Raw genomic sequence first — 15,448 nt, 5'->3', positions numbered from 1 at the left:
ATTCATCTCAGCAGCGGCCTCTCGCCGCGTTCGATGAAATCGAGCAGGGCACGAACGTCTTCGCTGGCCTGGGCCTGTTCCGCCAGTTGCTGCTTGGCCTCGGCCAGCGGCAGGCCGGCGACGTACAACGTGCGGTAGGCACGCTTGATCGCGGAGATGCGTTCGCTGTCGAAGCCGCGCCGCTTCAGTCCCTCGCTGTTGATGCCACGCGGCCGGCCCAGCGAATCGCTGCCGACCATGGTGTACGGCGGGACGTCGCCATTGACCAGCGCGCCCATGCCGATGAAGGCATGCGCGCCGATGCGGCAGAACTGGTGGGCGCCGGAGAAGCCGCTCATGATCACCCAGTCCTCGACGGTGACGTGTCCGGCCAGGGTCGAGTTGTTGGAGAACACGCAGTGGTTGCCGATCACGCAGTCGTGCGCGACGTGCGTATAGGCCAGCAGCAGGTTGTCGTCGCCGATGCGGGTGATGCCGCCGCCGCTGCCGGTGCCGCGGTTGAGGGTGACGAACTCGCGGATGATGTTGCGATCGCCGATGACCAGTTCGGTGCGTTCGCCGGCGAACTTCTTGTCCTGCGGATCCCCGCCCGCGGCGACATGGCCGACCAGGTGGTTGTCGCGGCCGATCCGGGTGGGACCGGTCACGCTGCAATGCGGGCCGATGACGGTGCCATCGCCGATTTCAACGCCGTCGCCGATCAGGCTGAACGGACCGACGCGCACGTTCGCGCCCAGGCGCGCGCCCGGATCGATGACCGCGCTCGGATGGATATCGGTACTCATGCCGGGGTCTCGGCGCACAGCACCTCGGCGCTGGCGACCTCGTTGCCGGCGACCTTGGCCACGCAGGTATACAGGGTCATGTTGCGGATGACCCGCTTGATTTCCACGTGCAGTTCCAGCACGTCGCCGGGCACCACCATGCGCGAGAAGCGGACGTTGTCGACCTTGACCAGGTAGAACAGCCGGTCGCCACCGCACAGGCCGCGCGAAATCTGGGTCAGCACGCCACCGGCCTGGGCCAAGGCCTCGATCACCAGCACGCCGGGCATCACGGGATGGCCAGGGAAGTGGCCCTGGAAGAACGGCTCGTTGATGGTCACGTTCTTGATGCCGACGATGCGCTTGTGCGCTTCGAACTCCACCACCTTGTCCACCAGCAGGAACGGATAGCGGTGCGGCAGCAGTTTCTGGATGGTGACGACGTCGATGGGGAGCTTCACTTCGGGTTCGGTCATGTTCATTCCTTGTCCGCGGCCAGCACGCGGCGTGCCAGTGCGTCGAGTTGCTTGAACCGGGCGGCGTTCTTGCGCCAGGTCCGGTTGTCGGTAAGCGGGGTGCCGGACGAGTATTCGCCCGGCTCATGGATGGAACTGGTCACCAGCGACATCGCGGTGATGACCACGCGATCGCAGATTTCCAGATGGCCGAGGACGCCGGCGGCGCCGCCAATCAGGCAGTAGCGGCCGATCTTCGCGCTGCCGGCGGCGGCGCTGCAGCCGGCCATCGCGGTATGCGCGCCGATGCGCACGTTGTGGCCGATCTGGATCTGGTTGTCCAGGCGAACGTCCTCTTCCAGCACGGTATCGTCGAGCGCACCGCGATCGATGGTGGTGTTGGCGCCAATCTCGCAGTCGTCGCCGACCACCACGCCACCCTGCTGCGGTACCTTGATCCAGTGGCCGGCATCCATCGCCAGCCCGAAACCGTCGGCGCCCAGGACAGCGCCCGGGTGGATCAGCACGCGCTGGCCCAGGCGCACGCGGACGACCAGGGTGACCCGCGCGATCAGCTCGCTGCCGGCCCCGACGACGCAATCGTCGCCGATGACGCAGTGCGGGCCGATGATGCAACCCTCGCCGATTTCGGCACGGGCGCCGATGCTGACGAAGGGACCGACATGCGCGCCGGGCGATACCCGGGCCGAGGGGTCGATCACCGCGCTGGGATGGATGCCCGCTGGGCGGGCGGGGCGTTGTTCGAACAGCGCCGCGATCTTGGCGAAGGCCGTGTACGGGTCCTTGGCGATGAGTGCCGTGCCCGGCGCCGCCTCCGCGTCATCGGCACGCAGCACGACAATGCCGGCGGCCGATTCGGCCAGCTGCGAGCGGTATCGGGAATTGGCAAGGAAGGCGAGCTGGTGGCGGCCGGCGCGGGCGAGGGTCGCCACGCCGTCGACGGCCACGGTGCCGTCGCCATGCAGGCCCAGCGAGAAGCGCTCGGCGAGCGCGGCGGCGGAAAGGGGGGAAACGGTCATGGGGCGCAATTGTAGCGCCTCGCCCAGTTTCGTCGCCGTACCCCCGGACACGCCGGAAATACGGGCTACACCATACGGGGGGCGATGGAGCCCCCCGCACGCGGCGCCTTCGATCAGAAGCCGCCGCCGAAGGTGAACTGCAGGCGCTCGATTTCGTCGCCGTCCTTCTTCTTCAGCGGGAACGCATAGCTGATCGAGATCGGACCGACCGGCGCGCGCCACAGCAGCGCCACGCCCGCGGAAGCACGCAGTTCGCCGGCGTCGAAGTTGTCGTATCCGTCGAACACGTTGCCGAAGTCGAAGAACGCAGAAATGCGCGCGGCGTTGGAATCGAACAGGCGCGGGAAATACATTTCCAGCGAACCGACCGTCTTCAGCGACCCGCCGAGCGGCTGGCCGCGCCAGTAGTAGCCGTTGGCTTCCGAACGCGGACCCAGCGTGTTGTCGCTGAAGCCACGCACCGAACGCACGCCGCCGGCATAGAAGTTCTCGAAGAACGGCAGGCCGGTGGCGGTCAGGGTGCGATCCAGCACCGAACCAGGTGCGCAGGCGCCGGTGCTGTCGGCTGCCGCCGCCGGATTGGCCTGGCCGGGAATCGACGGGTCGGTGGGCAGCATCCGGCAGACGTTGCGCGACGTGTCGTTGCCCCAACTGTCGCCGTAGCCGAAATCGAAGCGGGTGTTCAGGACCAGCGACGGGGTGAGCGGCCAGTACTTGGAGAATTCGTAATTGAGCTTGTAGTACTCGACGGTCGAGCCGGGCAGGGTGATTTCAGCCGACACGCGCTGGTAGGTACCGGCGGTGGGCATGAAGTAGTCGTTGCGGGTATCGCGCGCCCAGCCGATTTCCGAGCGCCAGGCGTGGAACGTGCGCTGGCCGATCGCGTTGATGTAATCCACGATCGAACTCGGAGTCGCACTGTTGTAGTTGATCTGGTTGCGATCGATGCCGAACAGCAGCGACACGCTGTCGGTTTCGGTCAACGGCAGGCCCAGGACCGCCTGCGCCGCGGCACTCGTGCTGGAGTACTGTGCGGTGTTGAAGTCGGAATAGTCATACTCGCGCCACCACAGGTTGTAGCCGAGCGACATGCCCTCGTCGGTGAAGAACGGATTCAGGAACGAGAACGAGTAGCGCTGCAGGTAGTCGCTGCGCTGCGCCTCGACCGACACGCGGTTGCCGCTGCCGAGGAAGTTGTTCTGCGACAGCTGGATCGAGGTGGTCATGCCGGACAACTGCGAGTAGCCCAGGCCGAACACGAAGCTGCCCGAGGTGGTTTCCTTGACCGTATAGACGACGTCGACCTGGTCGTTGGTGCCGGGAACCGCGGGCGTCTCGACGTCGACGGTCTCGAAGTAGCCCAGGCGCTGCAGGCGGATCTTCGAACGGTCGATCGCCGCCTGCGAATACCAGGAGCCTTCGAACTGGCGCATCTCGCGGCGCATGACCTCGTCGGAGGTGCGCGCGTTGCCCTTGAAGACGATGCGGCGGACGTTGACGCGCGGGCCGGGCACGACCTGGAAGTTCAGGGCGACGGTGCGCTTCTCGCGGTCCACCGACGGAATCGGGTTGACCTGGGCAAATGCGTAGCCGATGTTGCTGAGGGTGGCGGTGATGCCGTCGGAAGTGATTTCCAGCAGCCGGCGCGAGAAAATCTGGCCCGGCTTGACGATCACCATGCGCTCGACGTTCTCCTGCGGCAGCACGGTATCGCCGGTGACCTTGACCTCGGAGACCTTGTACTGCTCGCCCTCGGTGATGCCCGCGGTGAGGAACATGTCGCGCTTGTCGGGGCTGATCGACACCTGGGTGGAATCGATGCTGAAGTCGACGTAGCCACGATCCAGGTACCAGGAATTCAGCTTCTCCATGTCGCCGGAGAGCTTTTCCTTGGAGTACTGATCGTCGCGGCGGTACCAGGACAGCCAGTTGTGTTCCTTGGATTCCCAGGTCTTGAGGATGTCCTCGTTCTGGAACTTCTCGGTGCCGACCAGGTTGACGTGGCGGATCTTGGCGGCCTTGCCTTCCTTGATGGCGATGGTGATGTCGACGCGGTTGCGGTCCAGCGGGCTGACCGTCGGGGTGATTTCGACGTTGTACTTGCCGCGGTTGTTGTACTGCTTGATCAGCTCCTGGGTGACGCGGTCCAGGCTCAGGCGATCGAAGGTGTCGCCCTCGGACAGGCCGATGTCCTTCAGGCCGGTCATCAGCTGTTCGGTCTTGATGTCCTTGTTGCCGGTCACGGTCAGCTTGTTGATGGCGGGTCGTTCGACCACGGTGACCACCAGGATGTTGTCCTGGCGGTCCAGGCGCACATCCTGGAAGAAGCCGGTCTTGTACAGCGCACGGATGGCGTCGCCCACGCGCGAGGAGGTGACGGTATCGCCACGTTCGATCGGCAGGTAGGTCAGCACGGTACCGGCGGAGATGCGCTGCAGGCCATCGATGCGGATGTCGCTGGCGGTGAAGCTGCCGGCCTCCGCTTCGGCGGGGGCGACGATGGGGGGCAGGGCCGTCTGCGCCCAGGCGGGGGCGGTAAGGGCCGAGGCCAGGGCCAGGGCGAGCAGGCGGCGGGTGGGCTGTCGCGTCATCATCACATCCGGTAGGTGGCGGGCCTGCAGGGCAGGCGTTTGCCGGGAAAAGTCATGCTGGGGGCTGGCGGGCTTTGAGCAGACCGGCACAAAAAAGTTCAAAAGCATCAAGTCACCAGACGGAGGATGTCGTTGTAGAACGCCAGACCCATCAGGCCCGCCAGCAGGGCCAGGCCGATGTACTGCCCGGTCACCATGCTGCGTTCGCTCAACGGACTGCCCTTGACCAACTCAATAAGGTAATACAGCAGGTGTCCGCCGTCCAAGACGGGGATGGGCAGCAGGTTAAGGATGGCCAGGCTCAGCGACACCAGCGCCAGGAAATAGAGAAACCAGGCCACGCCCCGCTTGGCGGTGTTGTTGGCGACCCGGGCGATGGTGATGGGGCCGGACACGTTCTTGACCGAGGCGTGCCCGGTCAGCATGCGCCGGATCATCCCCAGCGAATCGGCGGTCATCTTGCCGGTCTCGCGCAGGGCCGCCGGGACGGCGGCGAGGGGGCCGAACTGCTGGAGGGCGTCGTACTCGGCCGGTGGCACCGACTTGGGGGGCTCCAGGCCCAGCGCCCAGGTCACCTTGCCGGTTTCCGGATCCCGGATTTGCCGGGGTTGCAGTTCGAAGGCATGCCGCGCACCCTCGCGGTCGACCTCGATCATGGCCGCGCCGCCGCGCTGGCCCAACTGGTCGACCAGCGGATAAAGGTCGCCAAACTGGTGCACGGGTTGACCATCCACCGCGGTGATGGTGTCGCCAGGCTTGAGCACGCCGTCCGCGGCGCTGCCAGGCTTGATCGCAGTGACGGTCGCCGGCAGCAGCAGGTGGCGCCAGGAGAGTCCGGCGGCGCCTCCCACGTTTTCCTGATTGAAGCCGACCGGCAGTCTGGACAGGGCCAGGGTCCGGTCCTGCTCGTTGCCATCGGCGTCGATGACCCGCAACCGCGCATCGCGGCCGTCCATCGCCGCCATGGTCAGGGTCTGCAGCGCTTCCATCCACGTGTTGATGGTCCGGTCGTCGACCGCCTCGATACGGTCGCCGCCGTGCAGGCCGGCTTCGGCGGCAATACCGGTGGTCGGTCCCAGGGTGGCGGAATAGTCCGGACGGCCGATGACGAACATTGCCCAGAGCAGGGCCACGCACAGCACCAGGTTGGCGATCGGACCGGCCGCGACGATGGCGATCCGTTGCAGGACCGGCTTGCGGTTGAAGGCCTGGGGCTGTTCGGCGATGGAGACGTCGCCTTCAGCCTCGTCCAGCATCTTCACGTAACCGCCCAGCGGGATGGCGGCGATCGCGAACTCGGTGCCGTGGCGGTTCCGGCGCGACCATAGCGGGCGGCCGAAACCGACCGAAAAGCGCAGTACCTTGACCCCACAACGACGGGCCACCCAGTAGTGGCCGAACTCATGGAACGTGACCAGCACGCCGATGGCGACGATCATCCACAGCAGGGAACCCAGCACCTCGCTCATCGGAACCGCTCACGGGTTGTGAAAGGGCACTCAAGCACGGGCGGCACGACCTGCGATGGTGGTTTCGGTGATGCGTCGGGCCCGTGCATCGGCTTCCAGCAGCGCCTCCAGTGAATCCGCGGGCGCGGCAGGCAGCGCGGCGAGGGCTTCCTCGACCAGCGCGGGAATGGATAGGAAACGGATTTTGCCCTGAAGAAAGGCTGAAACGGCCACTTCGTTGGCCGCGTTCAGGACCGCGGGTGCGGTGCCGCCGGCATCCAGCGCTTCGCAGGCCAGCCGCAGGCAAGGGAAGGCGTCGGTATCCGGGGCCTCGAAGTCCAGCCGTCCGTGGGCCAGCAAATCCAGGCCGGCGACGCCCGAGTCGATCCGATCCGGCCAGCCCAGGCCCACCGCCAGCGCGGTCCGCATGTCCGGCAGGCCCAGTTGCGCGAGGGTAGAGCCGTCCACGAATTCCACCAGCGAGTGCACCAGGCTCTGCGGATGGACCAGCACGCCCAGCCGGTCCCCGGACAGGCCGAACAGGTGATGCGCCTCGATCAGTTCCAGGCCCTTGTTCATCAGGGTCGCCGAGTCGACCGAGATTTTCGGTCCCATCGACCACTTCGGGTGCGCGACCGCCTGTGCCGGCGTGACCCCGGCCAGCTCGGCACGGCCACGGCCGCGGAACGGCCCGCCGGAAGCGGTCAGCACGATGCGGCGAACGTCGTCCTTAGCCTGGCGTGAACGCAGGCACTGGAAGATCGCGTTGTGCTCGCTGTCGATGGGAATGATTTCGGCGCCGGCGGCGTCGCAGGCGCGGGTCATCAGTTCGCCGGCCAGGACCAGCGACTCCTTGTTCGCCAGCAGCAGGCGCTTGCCCGCGCGCGCGGCGGCCAGGGTCGAGGAAAGGCCGGCCGCGCCGACGATGGCGGCCACCACGGTGTCGCATTCCCCGTCGGCAGCCAGGCGATCCAGCGCGGCCATGCCGGCGTGGGCCTCGGTGGCCAGCCCGCGTTCGCGCAGGCCGTCGCGCAGGGCGGGATAAAGATCATCGCGGGCGATGACCGCATGGCGCGGCTGGTGGCGCTGGCACAGTTCGAGCAGCGCTTCCACCTGGCTGCCGGCGGCCAGCACCGTCGCCTGCAGGCGCTGCGGGTGGCGCGCGATCACGTCCAGCGCCGAGGCGCCGATGGAACCGGTGGCGCCCAACACCGCCACCCGCTGGAGCGTGCTGCCGGTTGCCATGTCAGAACCCGAACAGTTCCTTGCCCAGCGCGAAAATCGGCAGCGCGGCCAGCACGCCGTCGACACGGTCGAGCACGCCGCCATGGCCCGGGATGACGTCGCCTGAGTCCTTGGCGCCGACGTGGCGCTTGAGCAGGCTTTCGAACAGGTCGCCCACCACCGAGAACAGCACGGTCGCCACCGAGACGATCAGCACGTAGGGCAGCTCGACCAGGCCGGCACCGGCAAAGAACGTGCCGGCCGCGGCGACCAGCAGGCCGGCCACGATGCCGCCGAACACGCCCTCGATGGTCTTGTTGGGACTGATGCGGGGCGCCAGCTTGCGGCTGAACAGGCGGCCGCCGAAATGGCGGCCGGCGAAGTAGGCGCCGCTGTCGGCGGCCCAGACGATCGCCAGGGCCACGAACAGCCAGCGATGGCCGTAGGGCTGGCCGGCATGGATCAGGCAGAGCGCGCACCAGGCCGGCACGATCGCCAGGGTTCCGGCGGCCAGCTTGAAACCGCGGGCCCAGGTCTCGTGATCCGAGGCGAAATCGAAGAAGCGCAACCACAGCAGCGCCAGCACCCACCAGAACACGCCCAGCAGGGAGACCAGCCGCAACGGGACCAGGTCCGGCGAGCCGGCCGAAGCCCAGACCAGCAGCACCATCAGCAGCAGGTTGGCGAGCAGCAGCAGCGTGCGCGGCAGGGTGTCGTCGATTTCCGCCAGCTTGAACCATTCCCACAGGCCGACCAGGAACACCAGCGCGGCCAGCGCCGACAGCCAGGGCGTGGACAGCAGTAGGATCGCCGCGATGGCGATCGGCGCCATCGTCAATGCCGCGATCACGCGGACCTTGGTGCCGCCGGGATTGCTCATGCGGAAGTGTTCTCCGTCGCGCTCTGCGCGATCTGGGCGCTGGTCAGGCCGAAGCGGCGCTCGCGGCCGGCATAGTCGTCCAGCGCGCGTTGCAGGGTCGCCGCGTCCATGTCCGGCCACAGCTGTTCGGTGAACCAGAGTTCGGTATACGCCAGTTGCCACAGCAGGAAGTTGCTGACCCGATGGTCGCCGCCGGTGCGGATGAACAGATCCGGCGGCGGCAGATCGGCCAGCGCGACGCAGCGGCCCATCGCCGCCTCGTCGATGTCCTCGGGCCGCAGCCGGCCGGCCGCGACCTCGGTGGCCAGCGCGCGTGCGGCCTGGGCGATGTCCTGGCGGCCGCCGTAGCTGGCGGCGATGACCAGGGTCAGCCGGGCATTGGCGCCGGTTTGCGCCTCGGCGGCTTCCATGCGTTGCCGGATCGCCGGCGGGAAGCGTCCGCGCTCGCCGATGAAACGCACCCGCACGCCGCGCCGGTCGAGTTCGTCGACTTCGCGGTCCAGCGCGTTGAGGAACAGCTTCATCAGCGCGCCGACCTCTTCCTCCGGCCGGCCCCAGTTCTCGCTGGAGAAGGCGAACAGGGTCAGCGCCTCGATCCCGCGCTCCAGGCAGAAGTCGATGCACACGTTCACCGCGCGGGCGCCGGCGCGATGGCCGATCACGCGCGGACGCCGGCGGCGTTCCGCCCAGCGTCCGTTGCCGTCCATGATGACGGCCAGATGACGTGGAATACCGGGTCTGGCGGTGGACATGGCAGTCCTCAGACCGCCATCAATTCCTGTTCCTTGGCCTTGACCACGTCGTCCACGTCCTTGATCGACTTGTCGGTCAGCTTCTGGATCTCTTCTTCCGCGCGACGCTCCTCGTCCTCCGTGATCTGCTTGTCCTTCAGCAGATCCTTGACCTGCTGGTTGGCGTCACGGCGGATGTTGCGGATCGCGACCTTGGTGTCCTCGCCTTCGCCATGCACGACCTTGGACAGTTCGCGGCGGCGCTCCTCGGTGAGCGCGGGCAGGTTGAGGCGGATGGTGGTGCCGGCGGTGTTCGGGGTCAGGCCCAGGTCGGAGGCCAGGATGGCCTTCTCGACCGCGCCGACGATCTGCTTTTCCCACGGGGTGATGGTCAGCGAGCGCGCGTCGGAGACGGCGACGGTGGCGACCTGGCTCAGCGGCACATCGGAACCGTAGTAGTTGACCTTCAGGTGTTCGACCAGGGCGGTGGAGGCGCGGCCGGTACGCACCTTGACCAGGGTGTGACGCAAGGCGTCGATGCTCTTGGTCATGCGCGCCTGCGCGTCTTTCTTGATGTCGTTGAGCATCAGCGGTTCCGTGGCAATTCTTAAACGCCCGATTATAGGCGTTCCTGGCACCTTTGCGGACGTTCCGGCCCCGGGGCCGGGCTGGGCTCAATGCGAATGGTGCGGCGCGGCATCGTGCAGGTCGTGCCCGCACTGGCTGCCGCGCTCGATCTGCAGGGTCGCGTGGTTGATGCCGAACCGGTGGTCCAGCGCGTGCAGGGTGGCATCGATGAAGGCGTCGTGATCCTCGCCCTCCGGCCGCACCAGGTGTGCGGTGAGGGCGATTTCGCCGGCACCCAGCGGCCAGATGTGCAGGTGATGGACCGCCTGCACGCCGGGCTGGCCGGCCAGGAAGGCCTGGACCTGGGCCTGGTCGATGCTGGGCGGGACCGCGTCCATGGCCGCGTTGAAGCTGTCGCGCAGCAGGCCGAAGGTGCCGATTGCGATGACCACGCCGATCAGCAGGGCGGTCAGCGGGTCGAGCCAGGCCCAGCCGAACGCCAGCATGCCCAGACCGGCGACCACCGCCGCGAGCGAGACCGCCGCGTCCGCCATCAGGTGCAGGAAGGCGCCACGCTTGTTCAGGTCATGCGCGTGGCCATCCCGGACCAGCCAGGCGGCGCCCAAATTGATGGCGATGCCGATGGCGGCGACCACGATCACCGGGGTGGCGGGAATCGCCGGAGGCGCGCTGAAGCGGCGGATCGCCTCCCAGCCCAGCGCGCCGGAGAACACCATCAGCAGGACCGAGTTGGCGAGCGGGGAAAGCAGGGTGGCGCGGCGCCATCCGTAGGTGTGGCTGCTGGTCGGGGGACGGCGCGCCAGCGCCGCCGCCGCCCAGGCCAGGCCGAGTCCGAGGACGTCGCCCAGGTTGTGCAGGGCGTCGGACAGGAGCGCCAGCGAATTGGTGTAGAAGCCGTAGCCCGCCTCCAGGGCGGTGTAGGCCAGGTTGATCAGGGTGACCAGCGCGAAGGTGCGGGTGGCCGAACCGTGCGAGTGGCCGTGCGAGCCGTGTGAATGTCCCATGCCGCACAGGGTGCCGCGTGGATGCCGCGGACACTATTACAGCAAGGGGATTCGGGATTCGGGATTCGGGATGGGACGGGCAGCTCAGCCGCGGCCCTTCACCAGGGTGCCGATGTTTTCGCCGCGCAGGATGCGCATCAGGTTGCCGGGGACCGACAGGTCGTAGATGCGCAGCGGCACATCGCTGTCGCGGCAGAGCGCGAACGCGGCGGTATCCATCACCTGCAGATCGCGGGCGATGACCTCGTCGTAGGTCAGTTGCTCGTAGCGCTGGGCGTCGGCGTGCTTGCTCGGATCCTTGTCGTAGACGCCATCGACCTTGGTGGCCTTCAGCAGCAGATCCGCGCCGATCTCGATCGCGCGCAGCGCGGCGCCGGAATCGGTGGTGAAGAACGGATTGCCGGTGCCGGCGGCGAAGATCGCGATGCGGCCCTTTTCCAGGTGGCGGACGGCACGGCGGCGGATGTAGTCCTCGCACACGTCGTTGATCTTGATCGCGCTCATCACCCGGACCTTGGCGCCCAGTTTTTCCAGGGCGTCCTGCATCGCCAGCGCGTTGATCACGGTGGCCAGCATGCCCATCTGGTCGCCGGTCACCCGATCCATGCCGCCGGCGGCCAGGCCGGCGCCGCGGAAGATGTTGCCGCCGCCGATGACCAGGCCGATTTCGGCGCCCGCGTCGCGGGCCTCGATGATTTCACGTGCGATCCGCCCGATCACGACCGGGTCGATGCCGTAGTCCTCGGACCCCATCAGCGCCTCGCCGGAAAGTTTGAGCAGGATGCGGCGATAGGCGAGGGGTGCGGTCATGGGGGCTCTCGGCGAAGGGGCAAACGCCGCAATTCTAGCCGAGCCGAGCGGGGCCGTCAGGCGCAATCGCGCGATCGCGCCTGACGGGAGCCGGCACGGTCGCGCGCGGTTCAGTCCTCGACGAGCCCGGCCACGACCCGGTTGCGCCCCTCGCGCTTGGCGCCATACAGGGCCTCGTCGGCGGCCTGCAGCAGCTGATCGACGTGGGCGAACTGTTCCAGCGCGCCATGCGTGGCCAGTCCGGCGGAGAAGGTCACGTGCAGGGGACGTCCATCCACCCGGGTCATCGGCGCCTGCCCGACCTCGGCCAGGATCCGGCGCATCACGCCCAGCGCCGCGCGCTCGTCGGTGCCGGGCAGGACAATCAGGAATTCCTCGCCGCCATAGCGGGCGACGATGTCGCTGCCGCGCAGATGCTGCTGCAGGGTGGAGGCGAAGCTGCGCAGCACCTGGTCGCCGACCAGGTGGCCCCAGCCGTCGTTGATCTTCTTGAAATCGTCCAGGTCGACGAAGGCGATGGACAGGGGCCAGCCGTGCCGCGAGGAGGTTTCGAATTCCTTCTCCAGCACGCTTTCCAACTGGGCGCGGTTGTAGACGCCGGTAAGCGGATCCCGCCGCGCCTCCTCGGCCAGGCGCCGGGCACGATGTTCGAATTCGTCCGCGTCCTTGCGCGCGCGCGCGGCGTCCTGGATCTCGCGCAGGTTCCGCAGCACCAGCAGTTCGCGCGCCTCCTGCAGGAGCGCGGCGATGCGGCGCGGCTGGGTGATGCGCACTTCGAACATGGTGGCGATTTCGGGCAGCATCTTGCCAATCTGCTCGATGACGCCATCCACGGCGACCACGTCCAGCGACAGGTGACTGTGCGCGGCATCGATGGCGCGCAGGCGAGCGGCGTCGGCGTCCTCCTCGATCCACAGATCCGCGAGGAAGCCGGAAACGGCCACGCAGGCGTCAAAAGGCGTGGGGACGCGTTTCGACTCGCTGGATCCGATGGCGTCCTGCAGCAGCGGGGGCAGGTTCCAGTGGCGGGCCATCCAGTGCCCGACTTCGGCGTGATCGCAGCCGAACTGTTCGCGCTCGCGTTCCAGCAGGCTGGCGTTGTCCGGGCTGGCCGCCAACAGCGGCGCATAGGTTTTGCGATCCAGTTGCAGCAGGCCGAGGATGCCGATGTCCTGCAGCAACCCCGCGAGCATCAGCTCTTCGAGCCGGCGCTGGCCGGTCCGTTCGCCCAGCAGGCGGCTGGCGAGCGCGGCGATCACGCTGCGCCGCCAGACCTTCTCTTCGCATTGCGCGTCGGCATGGTGACGCGAGCGCATTCCCGAAGCGAGCGAGAAACCGAGCGCGAGGGTCAGGGTGGCATTGAGACCCAGCAGGGTGAGTGCCTGGCTCAGGTTCTCCACCCGCCGGCGGCTGGCGTAGAGCGGCGAGTTGGCGATGCGCAGCATGCGGGCTGTCAGCGCCGCGTCCAGGCCGATGGTGTCGGCCGCGGTGGCCATCACGACGTCGGGATCCCGCGCAAGCGCGAGGATCCGCAGTGCCACCCCCGGCGGAGAGGGCAGATCGCGGCAGCAAGATAGCTTGGCTTCGAATTCGGCTCGCATCGCGCGCGGCTGGACCTTGTCGTATGGCGGCGGCGTTCCTGCCACCCTCGCCTCGCTATCGGCCGGCACGCGCGGAAGTTTAGCGGTCCGCGAAATCCCGCCGACGAACGGCGAAAGCGCGGCTGGAAGCGGTCTCGAACGTAGTTCTGAAAAACGAAAAAGCCGCGGTTTCCCGCGGCTTTTCCGATTCCTTCCGAGAAGGAAATCAGGCCAGGCCGGCCTGCTTCATCACTTCGGCGGCGTAGTCTTCGACCACCTTCTCGATGCCTTCGCCCACGGCCAGGCGCTGGCTGCTGACGACTTCGGCGCCGGCGGCCTTCAGCACCGCCTCGACGGTCTGGTTGGTGTCCAGCACGTACGGCTGGCCGTACAGGGTGACCTCGTTGACGATCTTGGCGATCTTGCCGCTGATGATCTTCTCCAGGATCTCGGCCGGCTTGGCCTTGTCCTTGTCGGACATCTTGGCCAGCTCGATTTCCTTTTCCTTGGCGACGAAGTCGGCCGGCACGTCGGACGCCTTGATGTACGGCGGGTTCATCGCCGCCACGTGCATCGCCAGGCCGCGGGCCAGTTCGGCGTCGCCGCCCTTGACCTCGATCAGCACGCCGATGCGGCCGCCGTGCACGTAGGCCGCGACGTTGTTGCTGCTGTCGGCGCGGACCAGGCGACGGACCTGCACGTTCTCGCCGACCTTGGAGATGACGGCGGCGCGGGCTTCCTCGACGGTTTCACCAGACGGGAACTTGGCGGTCTTCAGGGCTTCGACATCGGCGGCGCCGGAGGCCAGGGCGACCTGGGCGACGGTGTCGGTGAAGCCGACGAAGTTACCGTCCTTGGCGACGAAGTCGGTTTCGGAGTTGATTTCCACCAGCACGGCCTTGCCGCCGTCCTGGGCGACCGCGATGCGGCCTTCGGCGGCCACGCGGCCGGCCTTCTTGTCGGCCTTGGCCAGGCCGGACTTGCGCAGCCATTCGGCGGCCACGTCGATGTCGCCGTTGTTCTCGGTGAGCGCCTTCTTGCACTCCATCATGCCGGCGCCGGTGCGCTCGCGCAGTTCCTTGACCAGGGAAGCGGTGATTTCCACGGGATTACCTCAGATTTCGGATTTCGTTGGGCGGGCAGGGAGCCCGCCGACGGATTGAACAAGGCGGGCCATGGCCCGCCTGCAGGCATCGGATGCCGCCGCGCACTGTGGCGCGGCGGCATTGCAGCGCGATTACTCGGCAGCGGCGGCTTCGTCGGCCTTCTTGCCAGCCTTCTTGGCCGGGGCGCGGCGGCCCTTGCCTTCCTCGTCCGATTCCACGAACTCTTCCTCGCGGACGGTCGCGGCGTTCGGCGAAGCGGCCTTGCCTTCCAGCACGGCGTCGGCGGCGGCGCGGGCGTACAGCTGCACGGCGCGGATGGCGTCGTCGTTGCCGGGGATGGCGTAGTCGACCAGGGCCGGGTCGTAGTTCGAGTCGACCACCGCGATCACCGGGATGCCGAGCTTCTTGGCTTCCTTGATGGCGATGTCTTCATGGCCGATGTCGATGACGAACAGGGCGTCCGGCAGGCGGTTCATGTCCTTGATGCCGCCCAGCGAGGCTTCCAGCTTGTCGCGCTCGCGGCGCAGGCCCAGCACTTCGTGCTTGACCAGCTTCTCGAAGGTGCCATCGGTTTCGGCGGCTTCCAGTTCCTTCAGGCGGGCGACCGACTTCTTCACGGTGGCGAAGTTGGTCAGGGTGCCGCCCAGCCAGCGCTGGGTCATGTACGGCATGCCGCAGCGCTCGGCTTCTTCCTTGATGGCTTCGCGCGCGCTGCGCTTGGTGCCGACGAACAGCACGGTGCCGCGCTTCTGGGCCACGCCCGAGAGGAAGTTCATCGCGTCGTTGAACAGCGGAACGGTCTTCTCGAGGTTGATGATGTGGATCTTGCCGCGGGCACCGAAGATGTACGGCGCCATCTTGGGATTCCAGTAGCGGGTCTGGTGGCCGAAATGGACGCCGGCTTCCAGCATCTGGCGCATGGTGACTTGGGGCATTGCTTGAACTCCATGAACGTGGAACCGGCCGCCGGAAATGGGATGGCGGTTGCCCGCGAGGGCAGGGTTCCGGGGTTGGGCCTCCCTGCGGCTTCCGTGTCCGAACCTTCGACCCTAAGGGAATGATCCCAAAGGAGTTTTCAGGCACCCCGGCACGGAGGTTGGCAGCAGGTGTGGATTCGCCGGTGACGCCCGGCGTGGGCAGCCTGGACGGACGGGTCCGGCCAAGCTGCGGAAGTATAGCGGGAACAATGAGTTGCCGGCAACAAGCCCCCTGCCGGGCGCTCAAAGG

The 15,448-nt window shown here is 67.3% G+C and carries 14 protein-coding genes; all 14 read right to left on the bottom strand.

Going from position 1 to position 15,448, the window contains the following annotated elements; translation table 11 throughout:
* Positions 1 to 2: 2 nt before the first annotated feature.
* Entirely contained in the window at positions 3 to 785 is a 783-nt protein-coding gene (lpxA, locus tag FHW78_RS16595) for an acyl-ACP--UDP-N-acetylglucosamine O-acyltransferase (RefSeq protein WP_183643178.1), read from the bottom strand.
* Positions 782 to 1,240 carry a 3-hydroxyacyl-ACP dehydratase FabZ gene (gene fabZ / locus FHW78_RS16590; RefSeq protein ID WP_183643174.1) on the bottom strand — a complete coding sequence of 153 codons (459 nt, stop codon included), beginning with the start codon at positions 1,238 to 1,240 and terminating at the stop codon, positions 782 to 784. Before fabZ ends, lpxA begins: the two co-directional genes overlap by 4 nt.
* A gap of 2 nt (positions 1,241 to 1,242) precedes the next feature.
* Positions 1,243 to 2,259, bottom strand: a complete 1,017-nt coding sequence (lpxD, locus tag FHW78_RS16585; protein WP_183643171.1) for a UDP-3-O-(3-hydroxymyristoyl)glucosamine N-acyltransferase — start codon at positions 2,257 to 2,259, stop codon at positions 1,243 to 1,245.
* A gap of 113 nt (positions 2,260 to 2,372) precedes the next feature.
* Positions 2,373 to 4,850 (bottom strand): outer membrane protein assembly factor BamA, encoded by a 2,478-nt coding sequence (gene bamA / locus FHW78_RS16580; protein ID WP_183643168.1) that lies wholly within the window; start codon positions 4,848 to 4,850, stop codon positions 2,373 to 2,375.
* A gap of 107 nt (positions 4,851 to 4,957) precedes the next feature.
* Positions 4,958 to 6,319, bottom strand: coding sequence for an RIP metalloprotease RseP (gene rseP, locus FHW78_RS16575; protein ID WP_183643165.1), 1,362 nt, complete (start codon positions 6,317 to 6,319; stop codon positions 4,958 to 4,960).
* Positions 6,320 to 6,349: 30 nt separating this feature from the next.
* Complete coding sequence (locus tag FHW78_RS16570) at positions 6,350 to 7,543, bottom strand: 1-deoxy-D-xylulose-5-phosphate reductoisomerase (RefSeq protein ID WP_183643162.1); 1,194 nt, start codon at positions 7,541 to 7,543, stop codon at positions 6,350 to 6,352.
* A gap of 1 nt (position 7,544) precedes the next feature.
* Positions 7,545 to 8,402 carry a phosphatidate cytidylyltransferase gene (locus tag FHW78_RS16565; protein WP_183643159.1) on the bottom strand — a complete coding sequence of 286 codons (858 nt, stop codon included), beginning with the start codon at positions 8,400 to 8,402 and terminating at the stop codon, positions 7,545 to 7,547.
* On the bottom strand, positions 8,399 to 9,154 hold the full coding sequence (gene uppS, locus FHW78_RS16560) for a polyprenyl diphosphate synthase (protein WP_183643156.1): 756 nt from the start codon (positions 9,152 to 9,154) through the stop codon (positions 8,399 to 8,401). The genes FHW78_RS16565 and uppS overlap by 4 nt, the downstream gene beginning before the upstream one ends.
* Before the next feature lie 8 nt (positions 9,155 to 9,162).
* Entirely contained in the window at positions 9,163 to 9,720 is a 558-nt protein-coding gene (frr, locus tag FHW78_RS16555) for a ribosome recycling factor (protein ID WP_183643153.1), read from the bottom strand.
* 87 nt (positions 9,721 to 9,807) lie between these two features.
* Positions 9,808 to 10,725, bottom strand: a complete 918-nt coding sequence (locus FHW78_RS16550) for a cation diffusion facilitator family transporter (protein ID WP_183643150.1) — start codon at positions 10,723 to 10,725, stop codon at positions 9,808 to 9,810.
* 84 nt (positions 10,726 to 10,809) lie between these two features.
* Entirely contained in the window at positions 10,810 to 11,535 is a 726-nt protein-coding gene (gene pyrH / locus FHW78_RS16545) for a UMP kinase (protein ID WP_183643147.1), read from the bottom strand.
* 110 nt (positions 11,536 to 11,645) lie between these two features.
* Positions 11,646 to 13,136 (bottom strand): GGDEF domain-containing protein, encoded by a 1,491-nt coding sequence (locus tag FHW78_RS16540; RefSeq protein WP_183644764.1) that lies wholly within the window; start codon positions 13,134 to 13,136, stop codon positions 11,646 to 11,648.
* A gap of 205 nt (positions 13,137 to 13,341) precedes the next feature.
* Entirely contained in the window at positions 13,342 to 14,220 is an 879-nt protein-coding gene (tsf, locus tag FHW78_RS16535) for a translation elongation factor Ts (RefSeq protein WP_183643143.1), read from the bottom strand.
* Between the two features lie 132 nt (positions 14,221 to 14,352).
* Positions 14,353 to 15,156: a 30S ribosomal protein S2 gene (gene rpsB, locus FHW78_RS16530; RefSeq protein ID WP_183643140.1), complete on the bottom strand. Its 804-nt coding sequence runs from the start codon at positions 15,154 to 15,156 to the stop codon at positions 14,353 to 14,355.
* Positions 15,157 to 15,448: the final 292 nt, after the last annotated feature.

Origin of the sequence: Pseudoxanthomonas sp. OG2 (assembly GCF_014192765.1) — a bacterium.
Taxonomy (GTDB): Bacteria; Pseudomonadota; Gammaproteobacteria; order Xanthomonadales; family Xanthomonadaceae; genus Pseudoxanthomonas_A; species Pseudoxanthomonas_A beigongshangi.
This window is presented reverse-complemented; position numbering and strand designations above follow the sequence as displayed.